Raw genomic sequence first — 19,771 nt, 5'->3', positions numbered from 1 at the left:
GCGAGTAATACCCAACGGTTGTTGGGGTCCAGTTGACCACCAAAAGGCAGGAAGAATTCATGCGGCATGATCAGCTGATCCTGGTTATGGCGATACACAGCAATACCTCCAAGTGCAAGGTTTTTGTGGTGTTTTTTGAAAATACCTTGCACTTAATTTCGCCAAAAATACGTCTTTTCCCTTTCATATCAACAATTTTTTGTTTTTCAGCAAACCCTACATTATCTCCGCTATTATCTTTAAACAAATTGTTGTTGTCAGGCGAAGCGTGACTTCTATAAGCATAACGAGAACCACTGAATCCTGTAGCATATCCACCTTCTACATTACAATCTGTTGCTGAACCTTCAACCGTAATTCCGTGAGTAGCTGTGTTATCGGTTACGATATAAGGCTCTAAAACTTTGATGCGTTTAGCGTTATTACCGATATAAATTTCAGAAACTCCACCAGTTAAAGATGTATTATTGTTTTCTGAAACAACACCTTCAAGAATAACATCTTCTACTGAATCTGATGATAAATTAAGATTCATGGTCATTTTTTGTGAGAAGTAGTGTAAGATGACATGAAAAAACTCGCTATTTCCTGGCAATCCTTGTCATAGGTAAAAACAAAACGATTGGAGGAAATAGCGAGTGAAAACAGATATCCATTTACCACTAGGATTGCCAGAGTTTACGGTTTTAAAACAAGAAATCACGGAAAATAAGGTTGTGATTCAGGTGGAAACTTAAGAACCTTAAAAGAAGGGCTTATGGCTACCGGAACAGAGAACGATTTAGGTTAAGAGTTAAGCTCGAATGTGGCTGTTTTCAACAAGATCATTCCCTTCTTCACTTCGCCTCAGCTTAGATGATGTCGCTTCAAGCCTCAAGCCAAAAGCGCTTGACCCTTACAGCGAGGAATTATACACTTCCTTCAACTTGTTACTCACCCGTTGCCGTTCCTCTTCGGAAATGAGCTCATACCACAAGTTCTGAGGACCCATCCGCTTAGAATGGGTTTGATATTTCACTTGCTCCACATCTTCGCTGGAGAAGCCATTAAGCACTTTGGCCAAAGTCACCATATCTTTAAAGGTTAGATCGGTACGCACATCTTCCCCTACAATATCCAGCAACTGCTCAATTTTCGCTGGTGAGCGCACGTCTTTCGTTTGGTCCAAAAAGGCTTTGATCACCTGTTGCTGCCGGTCATTGCGGCCAAAATCGCCTTGGGCATCATAACGGAAACGTGCGAAATACAAGGCTTCCTCTCCGCTTAAGCGTTGCTCTCCGGGGTTAAACTGAACACTACTCCCAAATTGACGGTAAGCATATCTGGCAATGCTTTCATCCACGTCAATGACAATCCCGCCGATAGCATCGACCGCCTTCTTAAAACTGTTAAAATTAAACAAAATATAATGATCGACGGGAATGCCGGTTAAATTCTCCACTGTGGCGATGGTGGTGGGTAAGCCGTACTGAAAGGCATGGTTGATTTTATCCTTGTATCCTTTACCCGCTATTTCCACATAGGAATCTCTGGGGATGGAGAGCATCGTAATCTTCTGATCTTGTTCATTAAGGATGGCCAAGATAATAGCATCTGTCCGTCCCCGGTCTGTTGTTCCCTCACGTTTATCTATACCAAGAATAAGAAAAGATTTGACAAGCAGATCCCGCGTCTCTAACTCTGAATCTTCATGATCCTGAACCCCTTCAGGGCGAGCCTCAGAGGGGAGACGCTCCACTGGTTCATATATCTGCTCCGATGCCTGATACAGTTTCCAACCCCCATATCCTAGAACGCTCACTACCACTAACAATAGAGCAGTTACTGTGCCCACGAGCCACTTGGTGCTGGTTTTCCATTCCCTTATCCGTTTCATGGCAATCCTCTATCCCCTTATACACACCTGAGTTTATCTATATCCCAATCAATGGTTTTTAACAGTGAGCACTGATTGGCCACGCCCCATTACATCATCCATCAGTTGCTGCAGACGCTGTTCACCTTCTTGAGATTATTCCTTGTCATAACCATTAGGGTGTTGTTTATGCCAATGCCAAGCCGTCTGAATAATGGCTTCTAAATCATATTTTGGCTTCCAGCCTAATCGGTTGTGAATCTTCTCGGAGGAAGCAACAAGTCTGGGGGGATCTCCAGGGCGACGATCAGCTATGACAACGTTGGCCTTTAAACCGGTTACCTTTTCACATGTCTCAATCACTTCTTTTACTGAGTAACCTGCACCATTGCCAAGATTATATACTTCGGCAACCTGATCCTCCTCTAATAATTGCTGCAGGGCAAGCACATGGGCGTCGGCTAAATCAGTGACATGGATATAATCCCGAATGCAGGTGCCGTCCGGCGTGTCATAATCTGTTCCAAAGACAGAAATACTCTCCCTTTTTCCCAACAGATGCTGTAAGACGAGAGGAATCAAATGGGTTTCGGGATCGTGGTCCTCGCCAATTTTCCCAGATTCATCAGCACCGGCTGCATTAAAGTAGCGCAAACTGACATAAGATAACCCATACGCCTTGGCTGCATCGTCCAACATCTGCTCTACCATTAACTTTGATCTGCCATAAGGGTTAATCGGATTGGTAGGGCAAGTTTCATCTATAAGTTCTGCATCAGGAATGCCGTAAGTTGCCGCAGTTGATGAGAAGATAAACCGTTTGACATTATGCCTTAACATTTCTTTAATCAATGTCACAGTTGCCGATACATTATTGTCGTAATATTTAAGAGGCTCTTGTACCGATTCTCCAACCAAACTGTGGGCCGCAAAATGCATCACAGCTTGTATCTTGTGTTGTAAAAAAATCTTCTTCAGTAAACTTTCGTCACCCAGGTTTCCCTTCACAAAAATTGCTCGCGGATCAACGGCTTGGTCATGGCCGGTTGATAAATTATCCAACACCACAACGTCATATCCTTTGTCTATACATGCTTTAACGGCGTGACTGCCGATATATCCTGCTCCGCCAATGATAAGAATCATATGGTTTTATCCTCCAACAACTTACTTAAACTACTACTTTATCTGATAACAATGCTGTTCTATTTCCTCCCATGTCATTAATAACCGTACAATATCTTCTTCGATTAATTCGCTTCCTGATTGAACCTCTATAAACTCTAAGTCTGTTTTAGCTTTTATGGCATGCTTGGCTCCGACCGGAATTTCAAGCACGTCACCAGTTTGAACACGGCGGATTTGGCCATCAAGCGCAAATTCCCCCTCTCCTCTAATGATGGTCCATACTTCACTTCGCTTATGATGGTATTGATAGCTTAAATTTTTCCCAGCTTTTACACCAATTCGTTTGGTAAGAACTTCATTTCCATCAGGAAACTTCGTATAGTCCAGAACACGGTACCATCCCCAGCGTCGCTCCTCATACATAGGACGATTGTTCAAGGGCTCAACCAGCTGTTTAACTCTGGGACTCGCCTCTTTTTCGGTAACGAGAATTCCGTCTGGACTGACCGCAACAACTGTATTTTTCATACCTATTACAGCTACAGGGATATCTAATTCATTAATTAAATGGGTATTAGTGCTGTCTTCTGAAATAATCCCTTTTCCAATGACGTTTGTTGCCATTTCTTCTGTTAGCGTATTCCACGTGCCGAGATCTTTCCAGTATCCATCGTATGGTAAGGCCACAATATTTTGTGCTTTTTCTACCACTTCATAATCAAAGCTGATCTTAGGCAAACGATCATATTGATTTAGCAGCTCATCATACTGGATCGGGTAACCCCGTTCGACCAACATTGAAATGATATAATCCAATTTAAAAGAAAACACACCGCAATTCCAAAGGGCACCCTGTTCAATTAGTTTCTGTGCTTCTTCTTGTTTAGGTTTCTCTTTAAAGTGGCTGATTGCAACATACTTACCATTGTTGGTTTTCCCTTTAGGTACAATATATCCGTACTTCTCGGATGGAAAGGTAGGTTGTACACCTATCAGTGCCAGCTCAGCATTTGTGGACTGAACTATAGTCTCTAATTCTTTTACCTTTTCAAAAAAAGTATCCTCCACGTACGGATCAACAGGAAGAACAACCACAGTGTCTTGTAAAGATACCCCTAGCACTGAATAAAGATATATGGCAGATAAAGCGATTGCAGGAAATGTATCTCGGCGTTCTGGTTCAACAATAAGCGGGACCTCTTGACCAATCTGACTATGTATCATATCAACTTGAGCTTTACTGGTGGCAATCACAGCTGATTGCGTTAAGCCAACTGCCTTTAGCTGCCTCCACACTCGCTGGACCATTGAGCTAAGTTCACCTTTGCCATTATCTAATACTTTTAAGAACTGTTTCGACCTAGAATCATTAGAAAGTGGCCAAAGACGTTTGCCGGAACCCCCTGATAACAAAACAACGTTCATATAATTATTCCTCCTGTCTCTTTGAATGCTTCCACCTTTTTATTTACGAAATCGCTAAACTCTTGCCTAAACCGATCCGGGGAAAATCTTAAACTGTTCTCTCTGCAATGTTGATATTTGATTTGGTCTTCATTTGCCTCAAATGTGTTAATTGCATCTATTATTGATGCAATTGTTTGTTTATTAAAAAAAACACCTGTCGGTTTTTCAGCATCTAGCCCCCGTAGTGTTTCTAAGACGCCTCCTTTACCGTAAGCGATAACTGGTGTTCCACACGCCTGCGCCTCAACAGGTGTTATCCCAAAGTCCTCTTCCGCTGCAAAAACAAATGCTCTTGCTCTTTGCATATAATGTAATAAAACTTCAAATGGCTGATAACCTAACAGTTGAACATTATCCTTTGCTTTTGACTTAATCTTTTCATAATCAGGACCGTCTCCAATAACAACTAGTTTTTTATCCGGCATCTCTCCAAAGGCCTCAACAATTAAATCCATTTTCTTGTAAGGCACCATTCTTGATGCCGTTAAGTAAAAGTCCTCTTTTTTTTCATGAAAAGAAAAAGCCGAGACATCAACAGGAGGATAGATCACTGTTGCGCCCCGGCGATAAACTTTCCATATTCGACGGGCAATAAACTGTGAGTTGGCAAGGAAAAAGTCCACGCCATTGGCTGTTCTATAATCCCATTGGCGAATTTTATGCAGGATATACTTTGCTAATAACCCCTTAATTCCTCTGTCTAAACCAGCTTCTCGTAGATACTGATGCTGTAAATCCCAAGCATAACGGATTGGGGAATGTACATAGGAAATATGTAATTGGTCTGGACCTGTTATTACTCCTTTTGCGACGGCATGGGAGCTTGAAATAACAATATTGTAGTCTGATAAGTCAAGTTGTTCAACTGCCAGAGGCATTAAAGGAAGATAGTGGCGGTATTTTGTTTTGGCAAAAGGCAGTCGTTGAATAAACGAAGTTTGTACTTTCCTATCTAAAATAAAATCCCGTTGACCTTCTTCAAGAAAGTCAACGGTACTAAACAAGTCTGCATCCGGATATATCTTTAAGATTTGTTCCAGAACCTTTTCTGCACCAGCGTACGTAACTAGCCAGTCATGGACAATGGCCACTTTCAATTTGATAGAACCTCCTCAATAACCGCTAACGTCTCGCGCGCACATTTTTCCCAACTAAACATTCTTGCCCTTTCTAATCCTTTCTTCCGTAAACTCTCCCTTAATGATGGGTTCTCAATTAACAATTTCATTTTATCTGCTATATCTTCAACGTTATGTGGATTGCAATACAGAGCAGCATCCCCACATACTTCAGGTAATGAAGCTACATTTGATACAATGACTGGTGTGCCACAAGCCATTGCTTCAAGGGGCGGCAGACCAAATCCTTCATATAAGGAGGGAAAAACCAAAGATTCTGCATTTGCCATATATTTTTTTAGAAGGTCATCCTCGATGTATCCAGTAAAATGAACACGATTATCCAATAACTTGGCCTGTTCAGCTACTTTAGCATCTCCAGTTATAAACCCCTCTTTTTTCCCAATAATAATAAGATCATGTGGTATTTCATCCTTAATTGATTCAAAAGCCTTTAAAAGCCTTATTAGGTTTTTATGCGGCTTCACATTCCCCACAAAAAGAAAATAGGGCTTGTCGTGAACCTTTTGTGTTCTCGATACATTAAACCATGATTCATCTACCCCGTTATGGGTCACATAAACCTTACTTGATTCAATCTTGGTCCACCTGTTCAACTCTTTTTTTGAAAACTCGGATACAGTTAATATAGCATCGGCTTTTTTTCTAATTTGACTAAACATGAACTTGGCGTATAACTTTTTGTGAAAGCCGTTAACAAATTTAGGCATGGCTAAATGAAAAACATCATGGACTGTGACTAATAGTTTACCTTTATAAAAGATCGGGATATTGTAATGTGGTGACCAAAACAAATCAATATCAGACAAGTGGTTAGTAAAATATATTTGTTCTTTTAAAGAATATATTTTTTCATCAAATTCAACGAAATTAATGCTTTTATTTTGAACTATTATTTTATTTAATGATCTCCTACTTCCTAATAGATAATAATTGTAGTCAGTATCCCTTATTAGTCTTAAGACTAAATTATAAAGATATGTACCTATACCAGAACTTTCAATCATCCTCATATCAATACATATATTCATATATTTAAACCACCTAATACTATTTATTTGAATTTTGATATAAATACATTCTTGTAGATGACGTACAATATTTTGTGTAAGCACTTGAAAAAATAAAAATAGGTAGGGTATCCTCGGAATTGTCCAGATTCCATCGCCGTTGGTGTTACTGAAGATGGGTATCGTGAAATCCTTGGCTTTTATGTTGGTGGTGCAGAAAATGCACTCGGCTGGCGTGACATGCTTGAAGACTTGTATCAATGACCCATGAACAGTCTTCCAGATGTCAAAGCAGCCGAAAAAATCGTGTACCTTATTGTACAGGATATCAATCACAAATGGTCAGAAAGAAAATGACGTGGATTTGCTAGTGCCTATCAACAATTGCAAGCTATGTTTAAAGAACGCTATGAGATATAAGCTTCATCATCCTTATCCCATTTTAAAAAGTTCGAAGAACCTGTCAAGGGGCTCGTATATACTTCGCACTTGACAGAACATTCTGATGCTTTTTTCATTAGTAATTAAGGATGATGAAGGTCTAAATATAGTCACGATTCCAGAGGTGCCCTACGGGCTTACACAAAATTCTTGACGATACCGATCAATAGGTTAATTTATCTAATAAAGACCTAAATCCTTTTACTGTCTTACTTATATTTTCTTCCGAAATACAACTTGGATCTGAAACCGGATCACTAATTATACCTTCAAAAGAATTTGCATAAATATAAGCTAGGAAATTAATTATATTATCTCCAATTTTTAATCTTTGTCCCTTGTTCTCAATAATATCAGTTATATTTAATTTTTGGATCTCAGCTTGATTAACTGTTAATATATCCTTATAAAACATTGAAGATAAGGTGACTGCCGGAACACCGTATAACGAAGCTTCGTATGCCACTGTGCCCGATATGGTGATAACCAGATCAGCATTCCTAATTAGATCATGACTATCTAGGCTGGGATGAATAAGTTTAACACCTGGTATTCTTTTAATTTCATTATAATAAGATATTGATCTGTCTCCAATGGCGTTACTATGCTCTTTTACATAAACTTTATGAGTAACTGGCGTAATTCTTGATATTAGTTTTATAGTTTCTATTTGATTAGAATAATATGAGCCCAAGACATCCACTGAGGCTTCAGGCTGTTTATGTAGTGTAAAAAGAATATAAGGTTCATCTAAGTTGGGTTGTTCAAATGGGTTCTTAACTTTAAGTAACCAGGCATTTTTAACTTCTCGTATTCTATTTTTAATTAACCATTTAATACCAAAATATGTCTCATCAAATTTATTTTGTCCCTTTAAACTCAGAATAATATGTTTATAAAGTTTTATAAACCAGCTAAATTTTAGAGAAGGAGTTTTATTATTTAAATACCAATATTTTGGTTTTGGTTTTTTGTTTAGGAATTCCTTATAGTATTTTTTTGCTTGGACCCTATCTTTATCATCTGGATTTCTAATATGGATAATTTCTGATTGCAAGTACCCATCAAAAAAAGCAAATCTTCCATCTGGAATTCTAACTGTATGTGGTGAGCAAGCAATTATTCCAATTTTATTACAAATCATTACTGTTAACAATTCAATGGCCCAAGTTGCTTCATAAAATACCACTTGTATGTTATTTTCCAATAGAAACTTTTCTATGTATTTATTACAAACTAACAAATAAGATAAAGCATATTCATATTCTTTTCTAGACAATAATCTATCCATTAAAATCAAATTGTTAATATTTAATGTATAATCTTTTTCGAGCTCATGTAAATCGTGGCTATCTCTCTCGTTTAAACCTAGTTTATATTTTGATTCCCATTCTTGTCCAAAATCCGTAATATCGAGTATTCTTTCCTTTGGAACTCCATGATCTTGTAACCATTTAGCCCAATATTTATTTGGTGATAACCACCATGTCTTATAACCGTATGATTCTAGTTTTTTAGCAACTTGATAGAAAAAAATTGTTTTATTATTGCTTACAATAAAACCAATGTTCATCGTTGTCTTCTCCTTACAAACCAAAGTTTCATAAACATTAACATTAACATTCCTATTATTGTACTAATCCCTGCTCCATAAACTTCAAATGTTGGTACCAAAATAAAGTTAAAAATAATGACTGCTAAAAATGCTATTATAGTACTAAGCAAGATGGCTTTGTCCTCTCGTCTTACATACAATGCATAATGTGGAATCTGACTTGCTACATTTAACGTTATACCAATTAACAAAAACACAAATAACCAAATATAATTGTTATAAATCGCATTATCAACAAATAACAATATAGGATAGATAACTATCAGCAAAACTATAATAAGCCCGATGGAGCTGAGTATTGATGTAAAACCCATTTTTTTCATTAAACGCTGATACTTAGCATATTCACCATCTTGATAAGCCTTGATAATATTAGGGTACAGTATCGATATAATTCCCGTGAAAACAAAAACTTGGAGCACATTTGCAATACTCATATAAAATGTGTAAATTCCTACTGCCTCATTGCCATGAAATATTTTTAAAAAATATCGGTCTGCAAACTCTACTCCTTTTAGAGTAATAGATGCAAAAAAAAACGGTAACGAAGTAACAAAACCTTTTTTAATCCATTTCCAGTCTATTTCTTTTTTTATAACCGGTCCCCACTCAAACTTAATTTCTTTCTTGAGAACAATAAGGAACACAAATAAGCTACTAATCCCTCCTAATAACCAAGCAAATAATAATGATTTAATTCCCATTATATCCTTATTAACAAAGGCTAAAACGATAATGCTATAAGCCCATGCCCCACTCCTCAGAAATAGTACAACATTAGCATATGTTGGCTTAGATAACGTAATTAATAACCTATATGCTTCTTGTGACAAATGCTCTACTGTTAGTATTAAGTAAAATAGAACAATATATTCCCACGGTATAATGTTTAGTAAAAAAACGATTAATAATAACGGCATAACTACCGCATATACAATACCGTGAAAAACGATTTGATCCCTTATCAAGGGTATACACTCTTTTGGATCCTTTGATAATATTTCCCGAGTGTTATAAATATAAAAATCCATTCCTAATAAATAGATTGCAAAAGTAATTGTAACAGTTATTAAACCGTACTCTCCCAGCTCTGCCGGAGTTAACACTTTAGCCATATAAAAAAGTAATAAAAACTTGCTAACCAGTGTTACCCCACGCAGGCTAATGTTGACGAAGCTTTTCTTTATCATCTTTTATGATCCGCTCACTATCCTCCTATTAAATCCCATCCAACAGGAGTCCCTTTTTTAACATCTTTTTTAACCCTCTTGCCCAGTAATTGATCATAATATTTAGGTGGTAATCCATAGCCTGGTCTGATAACTCTTAAGTTTTCTTTTGTAAACACTTCTCCAGCTTTCATATCTTGGGCTACATAGAGTGAGCGTCTAAATTTCATAGATGCCTGTTCTTGTTTTGTTGGACCATATTTTACTCTTCCCAAAGCCTCCCATGCCCGCTTTGTCTCCTCTACTAACATCTTCATCTCATGTGGTTCGAGGGAGAATTCTGCATCGACTCCTCCATCGGCTCTTGACAACGTAAAATGTTTCTCTATTACAGTTGCCCCTAAAGCCACACTGGCAACGGCTACCCCAACTCCCAGAGTATGGTCAGACAATCCCACCTCACAATTAAAGAGTTGACGCATATGGGGGATTGTTATTATATTACTGTTTTCCGGTGAAGCGGGATAAGTGCTTGTACACTTTAATAATATAATGTCCTTACAACCAGCTTCTCTGGCTGTTCTCACTGTTTCATCAAGTTCAGCTACTGTGGCCATGCCTGTTGAAATAATCATGGGTTTACCAGTTGCAGCCACTTTTTTAATCAAGGGAATATCATTATTTTCAAACGAGGCGATTTTGTAAAAGGGAACGTCAAGCTCTTCAAGAAAGTCCACTGCACTTTCATCAAAGGGCGTACTAAAAGGGATTAGCCCTAACTCTCTACAACGGTCAAAGATAGGCTTATGCCATTCCCATGGGGTATAGGCTTGTTGATAGAGTTTATACAATGATTGTCCTTTCCATAAACTATTAGGGTCGTCAATATAAAAGTCCCCATGCTCTAGGTTTAAAGTCATGGTATCAGCAGTATAGGTCTGTAATTTTAAGGCATGTGCCCCCGCCTTTGCTGCTGCTTCAACAATTTCCAGGGCCCGCTCTAATGATTGATTATGGTTTCCTGACATCTCAGCAATAATAAAAGGAGGATGTCCTGTCCCGACCAGTTTACCACCAAGATTAATTCCTTGCATTTTATATCCCCTCTCTTTAAAAAAGCACTTTTTAGTGATCTAGTATATACAATTTAAGTTTTCTAGATCATGAGTCATATAGACATATCCTTTTAACGGATTAGCCGCCCAATCATAAAGGCTTCCGCAGCATGAACCCCAATATTAGCACCTCGCCATCTTGCAAGGTGCTCTAAGGATTTTATGGATCTCGGATGAGGCCTTACGTTTTGTTCGATAGTTGGTTCAGTTTCCCTTCCACGATTATGAAAGTGCTTGAGCAAAAGATCCATGTGATTTGTATGTTGAAAGGAATGCCCAGGGTGTACTACGGGTATAACGGGCAAAAATGGAACCTGAATGCCTTGTACAAAGCCGTTCACAAAAAACGCGGTAAAGCCAAAATTCTCGCTTCCATCATCGTCACATTAGGCTGCAATGAACAAGGGGAAGAGATTCCTGCCAAGATTGTCTTTGTCCGGGACCGTAACCGCCGCCGAAATTGGCTGGCCCTTCTGACCACGGATGTCCATTTGCCTGATGAAGAGATCATCCGCATTTACGGAAAACGTTGGGATATTGAAGTTTTCTTCAAGATTACCAAGTCATATCTCCGGCTGGCCAAAGAATTTCAAGGCCGTTCCTATGACATGATGTTTGCCCATACCAGCATCGTTTTTGCCCGGTACATACTCTTGGCGGTGGAATCGAGAGAAAGCCAGGATCCCCGTACATTGGGAGAGCTCTTTTCCCTTTGTTGTGACGAAATGGAGGACATCAAATTTGCTTCTGCATTGTTGCTTTTGATCGAACTATTTAAATCTGCGGTACGGGAATTCCTAGTTCTTACGGAAGAGAAGTTTCAAGAGCTTTTCGATCAGTTTTTGTCGAGTCTGCCCAATTATATCAAGGGTTTACTCGGTGTTTCTGTCTGCGAAAGTTGAGTGTAATAACATATCGCTTATATTACTTTAAAAATATCATTTAAAAAAATCCAAAGTTCCCAAACAGATATTATTTTACATTGAAACCTTTTTTAGTTAACTCTGTGCGGATGATTGCTCTTTTGCTTCGCCACTCTTTTCTTAATAACCCAAATCTATACACATCTATATACCTGTTACCTTTCCTTATGTGTTGTTTAAACTTACCTTCTTTGGCAAAACCAAGTTTGATATGGAAATTTTTGCTGATCTGGTTATAAGATAATACCTCACCATATACTTTATTTAAATAAATTTGTTCAAAGGCATAGTTTAATCCCATATAGCCCATGGCCAGTCCCGAACCTTTAGGGGCGTTATCTTCACCAACGTAAAACCCCCACATACAATGACGGTGATTATCATCAATTTTATTGAAACAGACTAATCCAATTGGTTTTTCGTTAATATAAAAGACAAGGTAACATTCAGAACCCTTGTTCTGTATTTTTCTAAACCATTGTAAATGCTCATGCATTGATATGATATGGTCGTTTACCATATTTTTTCTAACTCGTTCTGAGTTTCTCCAATTTAAAATTAATGGGAGTTCTTTAGGGGTTAATGGTCTTAGCTTACATTTCATTCTTTCTTCGCTATCTCCCTCTCATTTAATAGTATATCTGATAACATATCTAGACCATTTCTTTCATTTCCAATTATCTCTTTAGATCGTTTACTCAGTTCTTTGACTTCCTGTGGGTTTTTAATTAGGTAAAGTACTGTTTTTAAAATTTTTTCTTGAGTTACATTCAAATAAGATCCTAAATACATAACCGCTTTAGCCTGGGATAAATTTTGAGCAATTAATTCTTGATTCTTCGCCACCGATATAAGAATGGTTGGGAGACCCATATAACAGCGTTCCCAAGTTGTTATTCCTCCTGCTCCAATACATAAATCTGCCATGTTCATTAATTGAGCTATATTATTAACTTGTCTATGATAATTTATAAATTTAAATTTAAAACACAGTTCTTTCAACTTCTGGTGATATAAATAATTTTGTCCAACTACAATGTCTATAACGATATCTTTTTTCTTTAGTTTCAACAAAGCCCTAAGTGCCTTTTCAGTCATGTTGTGATAGTCACTGCCACCAAAAAAAATCAAAATACGTTTAATGCTCCCATCTCTTTTTCTTAGCTGTTTTGCTTCTTGTAAAAACTCTTTACGTAATAAAGCATATTTAGGTCCAAGGAAAACTTTACATTGAGGTGGTATTAAATTTTTATATCGAATAAACATATTTTGATAATAATTTTGGTCTAGTAAGTAATCACAGTCATGTGGCCTGTCGGCCAAGTCATCAATAACCATAATCTTTTTAACAATAGGTCTTAAATATTGCTCCCATTCTTTCTGAAGTGCATAATGGTCGCTGATTAATATATCCATTTTCTTTTTACTTTTTTGTATAGCTTCGAGAGTTTCATCAGCATCTACTCTCCAATCAACGCCTAGCCAATGAGAATGGTTATTTAGTTTCTTTACAATTTGATGTTGAGATGGCTTAGGAAGTGTGTATACTTTAAAGCCTTTTGCTTGAATGATTTCTACTAGGTTTCCCTTAAGAAGCCTACAAATAAAATATAGTGATGCTCCTTTGTTTCTTAATAGTTCAGCCAATGTCAGACAACGCATGACATGGCCAGTCCCCATTTCTAAAGAGGCATCTACCCTAATAGCAATATTCATAGGTTCTTCATTCCTGATTGATTTTTTTTTGCTCAATGTGGGCATTAATCAGTGCCCATTCCGGTTTATATTCCAATAAAGTTATTGTTTCCTTCATTTTAAACATGGCGTTTTGTGGATACAAGTGCTCAATGATCCTGCGGATCAGTTCAAAATCTTCGCCGGTGTCCACCGTCCACCTGTGGTGGCTGTAATCTATGGGATGAGAAACATTAAACAGACGAAACTTTTCCGGATGAAGATACAGGTATGACGTAACATGTTCCCGGTATTGAGGATCATGTGCTTCTTGATGCGCTTGTTTTAAAGCCTGAAAAGAAAAAACTTCCGTATCAAGGCCTCGGGGATAAGTTCGTATCAATGTATTAGATACGTAATCATATTGCTCTTGGTTTTCTAGATAACATGAGATAACCTTATCAACAACCTCTGGATCAATCAAGGGACAATCTGCTGTTAAGCGAACTACTACATCAGCTTTATATTTACAGGCGGCATCATAGTAACGTTGAAGCACATCTTCTTCCGATCCGCGAAAAACGTTCACGCCTAATTGGTTACATAATTCAACAATGGGATTATCGGATTGTTTTGTTGTGGTTGCGACCACCAGGGTATTAATCAGTTTACAACGGTTTAATCGTTCAATTTGATATTCAAGGAGAGGTTTAGCTAATACTTTTTTTAATACCTTACCAGGCAAACGGGTAGAACCCATCCGTGCCTGAATAATAGCAACAACATTAGGATTTTGATGGCTTTGACCTTTATTTTGCATAGTTTTTCACCACTGTTTTGACAGCTCGTATTACCTCTTGTACATCTGAATCCGTCATAGCCGGAAATAATGGCAGTGTAATAATTTCTTCATAGATTTTTTCAGCTATTGGACACAATCCTCTTTGATAACCCAGCTTCTGATAATAGGGATGATAATAGACTGGTATATAATGCACATTAACCCCTATTTTCTCTCTTTGCAATGCTTCAAAAATTTCTTTACGCGATCCCTTTAGCTTTTCTAGCTTTAGACGGATGACATATAAATGCCAACCTGATTGACTAAGTGGACTCTGATAAGGTGTCACAAGTTCAGGTATGTCACCAAACGCTTCCGTATATGCTGTTGCAATCTCCCGGCGACGCGTGATAAAGCGATCTAATTTCTTGAGTTGACTGAGTCCCAGAGCTGCTTGAATATCTGTCATGCGATAGTTATAACCCAAAAGTTGCATCTCATAATACCACGGGCCATGATCCTCGTTAAGCTTTGATCGGTCCCTGGTAATCCCGTGTGTTCTGAATTGGACCAGCTTCTCATAGTAATCTTTATCATTGGTGGTAATGACACCGCCTTCACCTGTGGTGATGGGCTTTACGGGGTGAAAGCTGAACATGGTCATATCACTGATTGAACCAATTTTTTTCCCGTTGTATTCTGCTCCTAAAGCATGTGCAGCATCCTCAATCACCACGAGATTATGCCTTTGGGCAAACTCCAGGATTGTATCTAATTCAGCCGGTTGGCCCGTAAAATCAACTGGGATAATGGCTTTTGTTTTTGAATTAATTTTCTTCTCAATTTCAGCAGGGTCAATATTGTATGTCCGCTCATCCACATCTGCAAATACCGGTTTGCCACCTTGATAGAGAATACAGTTGGCACTGGCGGCGAACGTGATCGGAGAGGTGATCACTTCATCTCCGCTTTGTATGCCAGCCGCAAAACAGGCTGCATGCAGAGCTGCTGTACCATTAGAAAAAGCCACAGCATATTCTGCACCCACATAGTCTGCTACGGCTTTTTCAAACTCGGCCAGCGTAGGACCGGTGGTGAGATAATCTCCTTTTAGCACTTCGATTACCGCTTGAATATCTTCTTCATCAATGCTTTGTCGGCCATACGGTAAAAACCGCTTGTTCTCTTTTGTTGTATCTGAGGTTAATTTTTTCATTCAAACATCCCTTTCCTGTGAAGCAGCCTTTATTTTACGGCCTGGACTTCTTTGTCTTCAAGTAACGCTTTTAACTCTTCTACAGACAGCCACCAATCGTTCTTATCACTGCTATAGGAAAAGCCATCTGGTAATGGCCTTCCTCCGTTGGTATATTCTTTTCTCCACCAAGGAAATTCCGGCTGAATCACATAGTAATTATCATATTCTATTGTGCGGCGGGCATCATCTTCCGTGATCATGACTTCGTGTAGTTTTTCACCAGGTCTGATGCCGACATATTCGATACGACATTCGGGGGCGATAGCCTTGGCCAAATCGATCACCCTCATGCTTGGAATCTTAGGCACAAAGATTTCCCCTCCGCGCATTCTTTGAAGACTGTTGATGACAAACTGGACACCTTGATCAAGGGTAATCCAGAATCGGGTCATACGCTTATCTGTAATAGGTAATACACCGGTATGACGCATTTTTTTGAAGAGCGGAACAACACTTCCCCGACTTCCCACGACATTACCATACCGAACAACAGCAAATCTTGTTTCCTTATCCCCAACATAAGAATTCCCTGCTACAAACAACTTGTCCGAGGCTAATTTCGTGGCACCGTATAAATTGATTGGTGCTGCAGCTTTATCTGTACTTAAGGCAATAACCCGTTTTACACCCCGGTCAATAGCCGCTTCAATGATATTTTGGGCACCATGAATATTGGTTTTGACAGCTTCAAAAGGGTTATATTCACAAGCTGGAACCTGTTTCATTGCCGCTGCATGAACAACAATATCTACCCCGTCAAAGGCACGGTATAACCTATCTTTATCTCTGACATCGCCAATAAAGAACCTTAATCTAGGGTCATTATACTCTTGTGCCATTTCAAATTGTTTTAATTCATCCCTGCTGAAGACAATCACTTTTTTAACGTCGTAGTTAAGAATTTTCGAGACGAATTTTTTTCCAAAAGACCCGGTTCCACCAGTTATTAATATTGTTTTATTTGTAAGTTCCATAATTAACCTCTCTCTTTCATTATTAGTTTTCAAAATATACAATTAATAAGACCCTCTTTTTGTTAGAACCATCCATATCATTTTCAATAGGATTTTAATATCCAGTTTTAATTATCATAAACTTCGTGAATAGTAAGTAAATATCTATTTTCACTCATTAAATTCCCTGATCATTTATTTTATACCAAATTGATCGCTCTTGAATATATTTCAAATCTAGCTCAACCATTTCATTAAATCCCAAATCATTCCTTCCGCTTACTTCCTCTCTTAGTTGCTTCATATGCGAACACAGAGCCAAATAAACCTGCTCCAACAATAAGATAATCATACATTAATGAAGTACCTCCACAATCTAATAATTATACCGCTTACTGTTTCTAATATGCCCCCCTCTTCAATAAAACGATTAAAACTGTTTTAAGGATTATCTTTATATCAAAAAGCAACGATTGATTATACACATAATAAAGCTCAAGATCTACTCGTTCTGGATAACCCACTTCACTTCTCCCACTTACTTGCCAGTACCCAGTAATTCCAGGTTTAACAGATAAAAAATCATCCCTTTTTCTTCCTTTATACTCCTTCAATTCCTCTTCAACTATAGGACGCGGGCCAACCAAACTCATTTCTCCTTTTAATACATTGATAAACTGAGGAATTTCATCGATACTTGTCTTTCTTATAAATTTGCCAACCTTTGTAATCCTGGGATCTTCTTCGGGATCAAGTTTATAGTTATTCTCAATGTACTTTTGGTATAACTGGGGATCAGATCTAAGGCGTTCTTCTGCATTCACAATCATTGACCGGAACTTATAGATATAAAACGATTCCCCATTTTTACCCACTCGTTTCTGTTTAAAAAGCAACGGACCCTTATTATCACCGAACATGTATACAATCTTTAACAATAAAAATAGAGGCGAAAAAACAATTAGTCCCACAATGCTGCCTATAATGTCGATCGATCTTTTTACCGTTAAAAATAATATTGACGGTTGTGCCAATCTCGTTGTACTATATCGCTCTGTCGGGGATAAATTATAATCTAACTTACTTTGAGGCATTTTTATCTCCTTTCAACCATTTCAGATCTAACAATATGATTTAAGAAGTTCAATAAATCATACTTTAAATCTTCATGCTGAAGAGCCATCTCAATTGTAGTCTGAATATAACCCAACTTCTCCCCCACATCATATCGCTTGCCCTCAAAGTTATAAGCATACACTTTTTGAACCTGATTTAATTTTTGAATGGCATCTGTAAGCTGGATTTCACCGCCGGCACCAATTTCCTGCTTATCTAAGTACGTAAAAATCTCAGGGGTTAAAATGTATCTGCCCATAATCGCCAGGTTAGAAGATGCCGTACCTTTTGGAGGCTTTTCCACCAAATTGTAAACCTCATACATCCTTCCTTTTTGCGAAGAAAACTCCACAATCCCATAACGGTGAGTCTGATCCTCCGGTACAGTTTGCACACCTATAATCGAGCATTGTGTTTTCTCAAATTCATCCATTAACTGCTTTAAACAAGGCGTTTCCGCTTGAACAATATCGTCGCCTAATAGAACAGCAAACGGTTCATCCCCAATAAATTTTCTTGCACACCATACGGCATGACCCAAACCTTTTGGCTCTTTTTGACGAATATAATGAATGTCAACCAAATTTGATGCGTGATGTACTTCTTCTAACAGATCAAACTTTTGCTTTTTAAGCAGGTTTTGCTCAAGCTCAAAGGCATGGTCAAAGTGATCCTCTATGGCCCGTTTACCTTTACCGGTGACAATAATAATATCTTCAATGCCCGATGCTACGGCTTCTTCAACGATGTATTGAATGGTTGGCTTGTCTACAATGGGCAACATTTCTTTAGGCATGGCTTTTGTCGCAGGCAGGAAACGGGTCCCCAGTCCGGCTGCCGGTATAATGGCTTTACGTACTTTTTTCAATATAAACCGCCCCTCTCAATCGTATTTCCTATAAGGATAGCTATGCAGGCCAAAAAGTTTAAAAAGCCCTTAGTTATACTGCTTAACCAAGCAACATAACTAAAGGCTCTTTTTAGGGATTATACTCCCCTAACCACACCCTTGGCGACTTGCGCCTAAGGTTGAACCCGCCCGGATCCAACCCACAGCGTGGCCGAGTGCCTACAGTGATAAGGGTACAGTAGGCATTACCCATCTATCTTCATACCAGGCTCTTACCAGACTCTTAGCCTGGTTAATACGTCTTAATGGATCTCCTTACCTCCGTTTCAGAAAACTGAACCAGGACCGTTTCTTTTGAATCCGCTGGGGCGGCTCAACATAGACTTCCTGTCCTTTTGCAATCCTCTCTGCCGTCTGTTTAAACTCGTACACCACTTGGGAACCAAATTGCCGATCCAGCTCCTGATAGGCTTCTTGCATGTAAAAACCACGCTTTCCTGCCCGGTGGGCGTCTGAGGCAATCACATGGGCCAAGCCATGCTCAACGCATTGCAAAGAAAACTTCTGTACCTCAAAGCCAAACTTCCCGACCAGGCTAGCTGCCGTGATCTGGGACATGGCTCCTTGCTTGACCATCTTGTACAAAAGATCCGGATGTTCCCGAATCTTCCGATTACGTTCAGGATGGGGAATAATCGGAATAATGCCCTGCAAGAGAATCTCGTAAATCACTCTGTCAACAAAGGCAGGAACATGGTCATAAGGCAATTCCAGCAGCAGATATTTTTGCTGATCATTGTAAGTTAGCAAGGTGTTCAACTGCAAGTCTTTGACGATCTCCCCGTAGATATGGACTTCCTGTCCAGGAAGAATCGTTAAGGGAATGCCCTGTTTGTCAATCTCGGCTTGCAAATAATCGACAAGATCCAACACATCTTGCTTATGATTGGTATACACACCATTTAAGTGATGGGGGGTGGCAAACAGGGTGGTGATGCCGTTATTGACCGCTTCTTTGGCCAGGGCGAAGCTGTCCGTTAAGCTTTGGGCCCCGTCATCAACACCGGGTAAGATATGACTGTGCAGGTCGATCATTCGCTCACCCCATCGTCATCGACACTTGGAAAAAAATGAATGACTAAAACAAGACCCTGAATCCGTGAGGATTCATCTATTAATCCCTCACCTGCTTTGGTACAATGGGAATAAGTATAATCAGACTCTCCCACCTGGCAGGTGAAAAGGATGCGGTTTATTATTAAAGCCTCTCATGAACG

General features: G+C 38.7%; 18 protein-coding genes and 3 pseudogenes. 3 read left to right on the top strand and 18 right to left on the bottom strand.

What is annotated here, in order from left to right:
• Positions 1 to 70: 70 nt before the first annotated feature.
• From IEW48_RS14610 to IEW48_RS14580, 6 genes are all read right to left on the bottom strand, one after another.
• Positions 71 to 535, bottom strand: a complete 465-nt coding sequence (locus IEW48_RS14610; protein WP_188624399.1) for a hypothetical protein — start codon at positions 533 to 535, stop codon at positions 71 to 73.
• 360 nt (positions 536 to 895) lie between these two features.
• Entirely contained in the window at positions 896 to 1,876 is a 981-nt protein-coding gene (locus tag IEW48_RS14600; protein WP_188624398.1) for an LCP family protein, read from the bottom strand.
• Positions 1,877 to 2,011: 135 nt separating this feature from the next.
• The gene (gene galE / locus IEW48_RS14595; protein ID WP_188624397.1) at positions 2,012 to 3,001 is read right to left on the bottom strand and encodes a UDP-glucose 4-epimerase GalE; all 990 of its coding nucleotides are present in this window, start codon (positions 2,999 to 3,001) and stop codon (positions 2,012 to 2,014) included.
• A 33-nt stretch (positions 3,002 to 3,034) separates the two neighbouring features.
• Positions 3,035 to 4,408, bottom strand: coding sequence for a sugar phosphate nucleotidyltransferase (locus tag IEW48_RS14590; RefSeq protein ID WP_188624396.1), 1,374 nt, complete (start codon positions 4,406 to 4,408; stop codon positions 3,035 to 3,037).
• A complete protein-coding gene (locus tag IEW48_RS14585; protein WP_188624395.1) occupies positions 4,405 to 5,547 on the bottom strand; it encodes a glycosyltransferase family 4 protein in 1,143 nt (380 codons plus the stop codon). Before IEW48_RS14585 ends, IEW48_RS14590 begins: the two co-directional genes overlap by 4 nt.
• Positions 5,544 to 6,620: a glycosyltransferase family 4 protein gene (locus IEW48_RS14580; RefSeq protein ID WP_229704067.1), complete on the bottom strand. Its 1,077-nt coding sequence runs from the start codon at positions 6,618 to 6,620 to the stop codon at positions 5,544 to 5,546. Before IEW48_RS14580 ends, IEW48_RS14585 begins: the two co-directional genes overlap by 4 nt.
• 132 nt (positions 6,621 to 6,752) lie before the next feature.
• Here IEW48_RS14580 and IEW48_RS17680 point away from each other — a divergent pair.
• Together IEW48_RS17680 and IEW48_RS17780 are read left to right on the top strand one after the other, a co-directional pair.
• Positions 6,753 to 6,857, top strand: a pseudogene (locus tag IEW48_RS17680) (transposase); the annotation flags it as partial.
• 6 nt (positions 6,858 to 6,863) lie between these two features.
• A pseudogene (locus IEW48_RS17780) lies at positions 6,864 to 7,019 on the top strand (IS256 family transposase); the annotation flags it as partial.
• Between the two features lie 184 nt (positions 7,020 to 7,203).
• Here IEW48_RS17780 and IEW48_RS14570 read toward each other — a convergent pair.
• From IEW48_RS14570 to pseI, 3 genes are read right to left on the bottom strand one after another with little or no spacing between them, the layout of a single operon-like run.
• On the bottom strand, positions 7,204 to 8,613 hold the full coding sequence (locus IEW48_RS14570; RefSeq protein ID WP_188624394.1) for a UDP-N-acetylglucosamine 2-epimerase: 1,410 nt from the start codon (positions 8,611 to 8,613) through the stop codon (positions 7,204 to 7,206).
• Positions 8,610 to 9,845 carry an oligosaccharide flippase family protein gene (locus IEW48_RS14565; RefSeq protein WP_188624393.1) on the bottom strand — a complete coding sequence of 412 codons (1,236 nt, stop codon included), beginning with the start codon at positions 9,843 to 9,845 and terminating at the stop codon, positions 8,610 to 8,612. The genes IEW48_RS14570 and IEW48_RS14565 overlap by 4 nt, the downstream gene beginning before the upstream one ends.
• A gap of 17 nt (positions 9,846 to 9,862) precedes the next feature.
• The gene (gene pseI, locus IEW48_RS14560; RefSeq protein WP_188624392.1) at positions 9,863 to 10,918 is read right to left on the bottom strand and encodes a pseudaminic acid synthase; all 1,056 of its coding nucleotides are present in this window, start codon (positions 10,916 to 10,918) and stop codon (positions 9,863 to 9,865) included.
• A 209-nt stretch (positions 10,919 to 11,127) separates the two neighbouring features.
• On the opposite strand from pseI, the gene IEW48_RS14555 reads away from it, so the two are divergent.
• The gene (locus tag IEW48_RS14555; protein ID WP_188624391.1) at positions 11,128 to 11,841 is read left to right on the top strand and encodes an IS4 family transposase; all 714 of its coding nucleotides are present in this window, start codon (positions 11,128 to 11,130) and stop codon (positions 11,839 to 11,841) included.
• 70 nt (positions 11,842 to 11,911) lie between these two features.
• Here the strand turns inward: IEW48_RS14555 and pseH are convergent, their stop codons facing one another.
• From pseH to IEW48_RS14510, 9 genes and pseudogenes are all read right to left on the bottom strand, one after another.
• Complete coding sequence (gene pseH / locus IEW48_RS14550; protein WP_188624390.1) at positions 11,912 to 12,466, bottom strand: UDP-4-amino-4,6-dideoxy-N-acetyl-beta-L-altrosamine N-acetyltransferase; 555 nt, start codon at positions 12,464 to 12,466, stop codon at positions 11,912 to 11,914.
• Positions 12,463 to 13,578 carry a UDP-2,4-diacetamido-2,4,6-trideoxy-beta-L-altropyranose hydrolase gene (gene pseG, locus IEW48_RS14545; RefSeq protein ID WP_188624389.1) on the bottom strand — a complete coding sequence of 372 codons (1,116 nt, stop codon included), beginning with the start codon at positions 13,576 to 13,578 and terminating at the stop codon, positions 12,463 to 12,465. Before pseG ends, pseH begins: the two co-directional genes overlap by 4 nt.
• 7 nt (positions 13,579 to 13,585) lie before the next feature.
• The gene (locus IEW48_RS14540) at positions 13,586 to 14,356 is read right to left on the bottom strand and encodes a cytidylyltransferase domain-containing protein (RefSeq protein ID WP_188624388.1); all 771 of its coding nucleotides are present in this window, start codon (positions 14,354 to 14,356) and stop codon (positions 13,586 to 13,588) included.
• Positions 14,346 to 15,533 carry a UDP-4-amino-4,6-dideoxy-N-acetyl-beta-L-altrosamine transaminase gene (gene pseC / locus IEW48_RS14535; RefSeq protein WP_188624387.1) on the bottom strand — a complete coding sequence of 396 codons (1,188 nt, stop codon included), beginning with the start codon at positions 15,531 to 15,533 and terminating at the stop codon, positions 14,346 to 14,348. Before pseC ends, IEW48_RS14540 begins: the two co-directional genes overlap by 11 nt.
• Before the next feature lie 29 nt (positions 15,534 to 15,562).
• Positions 15,563 to 16,549 carry a UDP-N-acetylglucosamine 4,6-dehydratase (inverting) gene (gene pseB, locus IEW48_RS14530; protein ID WP_188624400.1) on the bottom strand — a complete coding sequence of 329 codons (987 nt, stop codon included), beginning with the start codon at positions 16,547 to 16,549 and terminating at the stop codon, positions 15,563 to 15,565.
• Positions 16,550 to 16,806: 257 nt separating this feature from the next.
• A pseudogene (locus IEW48_RS17675) lies at positions 16,807 to 16,884 on the bottom strand (NAD(P)-binding protein); the annotation flags it as partial.
• Between the two features lie 45 nt (positions 16,885 to 16,929).
• A complete protein-coding gene (locus IEW48_RS14520) occupies positions 16,930 to 17,622 on the bottom strand; it encodes a sugar transferase (protein ID WP_188624386.1) in 693 nt (230 codons plus the stop codon).
• Between the two features lie 2 nt (positions 17,623 to 17,624).
• Complete coding sequence (galU, locus tag IEW48_RS14515; RefSeq protein WP_188624385.1) at positions 17,625 to 18,512, bottom strand: UTP--glucose-1-phosphate uridylyltransferase GalU; 888 nt, start codon at positions 18,510 to 18,512, stop codon at positions 17,625 to 17,627.
• Between the two features lie 297 nt (positions 18,513 to 18,809).
• Entirely contained in the window at positions 18,810 to 19,589 is a 780-nt protein-coding gene (locus IEW48_RS14510) for a tyrosine-protein phosphatase (RefSeq protein ID WP_188624384.1), read from the bottom strand.
• Positions 19,590 to 19,771: the final 182 nt, after the last annotated feature.

Origin of the sequence: Caldalkalibacillus thermarum, from assembly GCF_014644735.1 — a bacterium.
Classification (GTDB): Bacteria; Bacillota; Bacilli; order Caldalkalibacillales; family Caldalkalibacillaceae; genus Caldalkalibacillus; species Caldalkalibacillus thermarum.
Note: the sequence above shows the minus strand (reverse complement) of the source record. Positions and strands in the feature narration are given on the sequence as shown.

Excerpts from the sequence above, each read along its gene's own strand:
- IEW48_RS14600 (WP_188624398.1), bottom strand. The coding sequence starts at position 1,876 with ATGAAACGGATAAGGGAATGGAAAACCAGCACCAAGTGGCTCGTGGGC.
- galE (WP_188624397.1), bottom strand. The coding sequence starts at position 3,001 with ATGATTCTTATCATTGGCGGAGCAGGATATATCGGCAGTCACGCCGTT.
- pseG (WP_188624389.1), bottom strand. The coding sequence starts at position 13,578 with ATGAATATTGCTATTAGGGTAGATGCCTCTTTAGAAATGGGGACTGGC.
- IEW48_RS14540 (WP_188624388.1), bottom strand. The coding sequence starts at position 14,356 with ATGCAAAATAAAGGTCAAAGCCATCAAAATCCTAATGTTGTTGCTATT.
- pseH (WP_188624390.1), bottom strand. The coding sequence starts at position 12,466 with ATGAAATGTAAGCTAAGACCATTAACCCCTAAAGAACTCCCATTAATT.
- IEW48_RS14590 (WP_188624396.1), bottom strand. The coding sequence starts at position 4,408 with ATGAACGTTGTTTTGTTATCAGGGGGTTCCGGCAAACGTCTTTGGCCA.
- IEW48_RS14510 (WP_188624384.1), bottom strand. The coding sequence starts at position 19,589 with ATGATCGACCTGCACAGTCATATCTTACCCGGTGTTGATGACGGGGCC.
- pseI (WP_188624392.1), bottom strand. The coding sequence starts at position 10,918 with ATGCAAGGAATTAATCTTGGTGGTAAACTGGTCGGGACAGGACATCCT.
- IEW48_RS14520 (WP_188624386.1), bottom strand. The coding sequence starts at position 17,622 with ATGCCTCAAAGTAAGTTAGATTATAATTTATCCCCGACAGAGCGATAT.
- IEW48_RS14580 (WP_229704067.1), bottom strand. The coding sequence starts at position 6,620 with ATGAATATATGTATTGATATGAGGATGATTGAAAGTTCTGGTATAGGT.
- IEW48_RS14570 (WP_188624394.1), bottom strand. The coding sequence starts at position 8,613 with ATGAACATTGGTTTTATTGTAAGCAATAATAAAACAATTTTTTTCTAT.
- pseB (WP_188624400.1), bottom strand. The coding sequence starts at position 16,549 with ATGGAACTTACAAATAAAACAATATTAATAACTGGTGGAACCGGGTCT.
- IEW48_RS14610 (WP_188624399.1), bottom strand. The coding sequence starts at position 535 with ATGAATCTTAATTTATCATCAGATTCAGTAGAAGATGTTATTCTTGAA.
- pseC (WP_188624387.1), bottom strand. The coding sequence starts at position 15,533 with ATGAAAAAATTAACCTCAGATACAACAAAAGAGAACAAGCGGTTTTTA.
- IEW48_RS14565 (WP_188624393.1), bottom strand. The coding sequence starts at position 9,845 with ATGATAAAGAAAAGCTTCGTCAACATTAGCCTGCGTGGGGTAACACTG.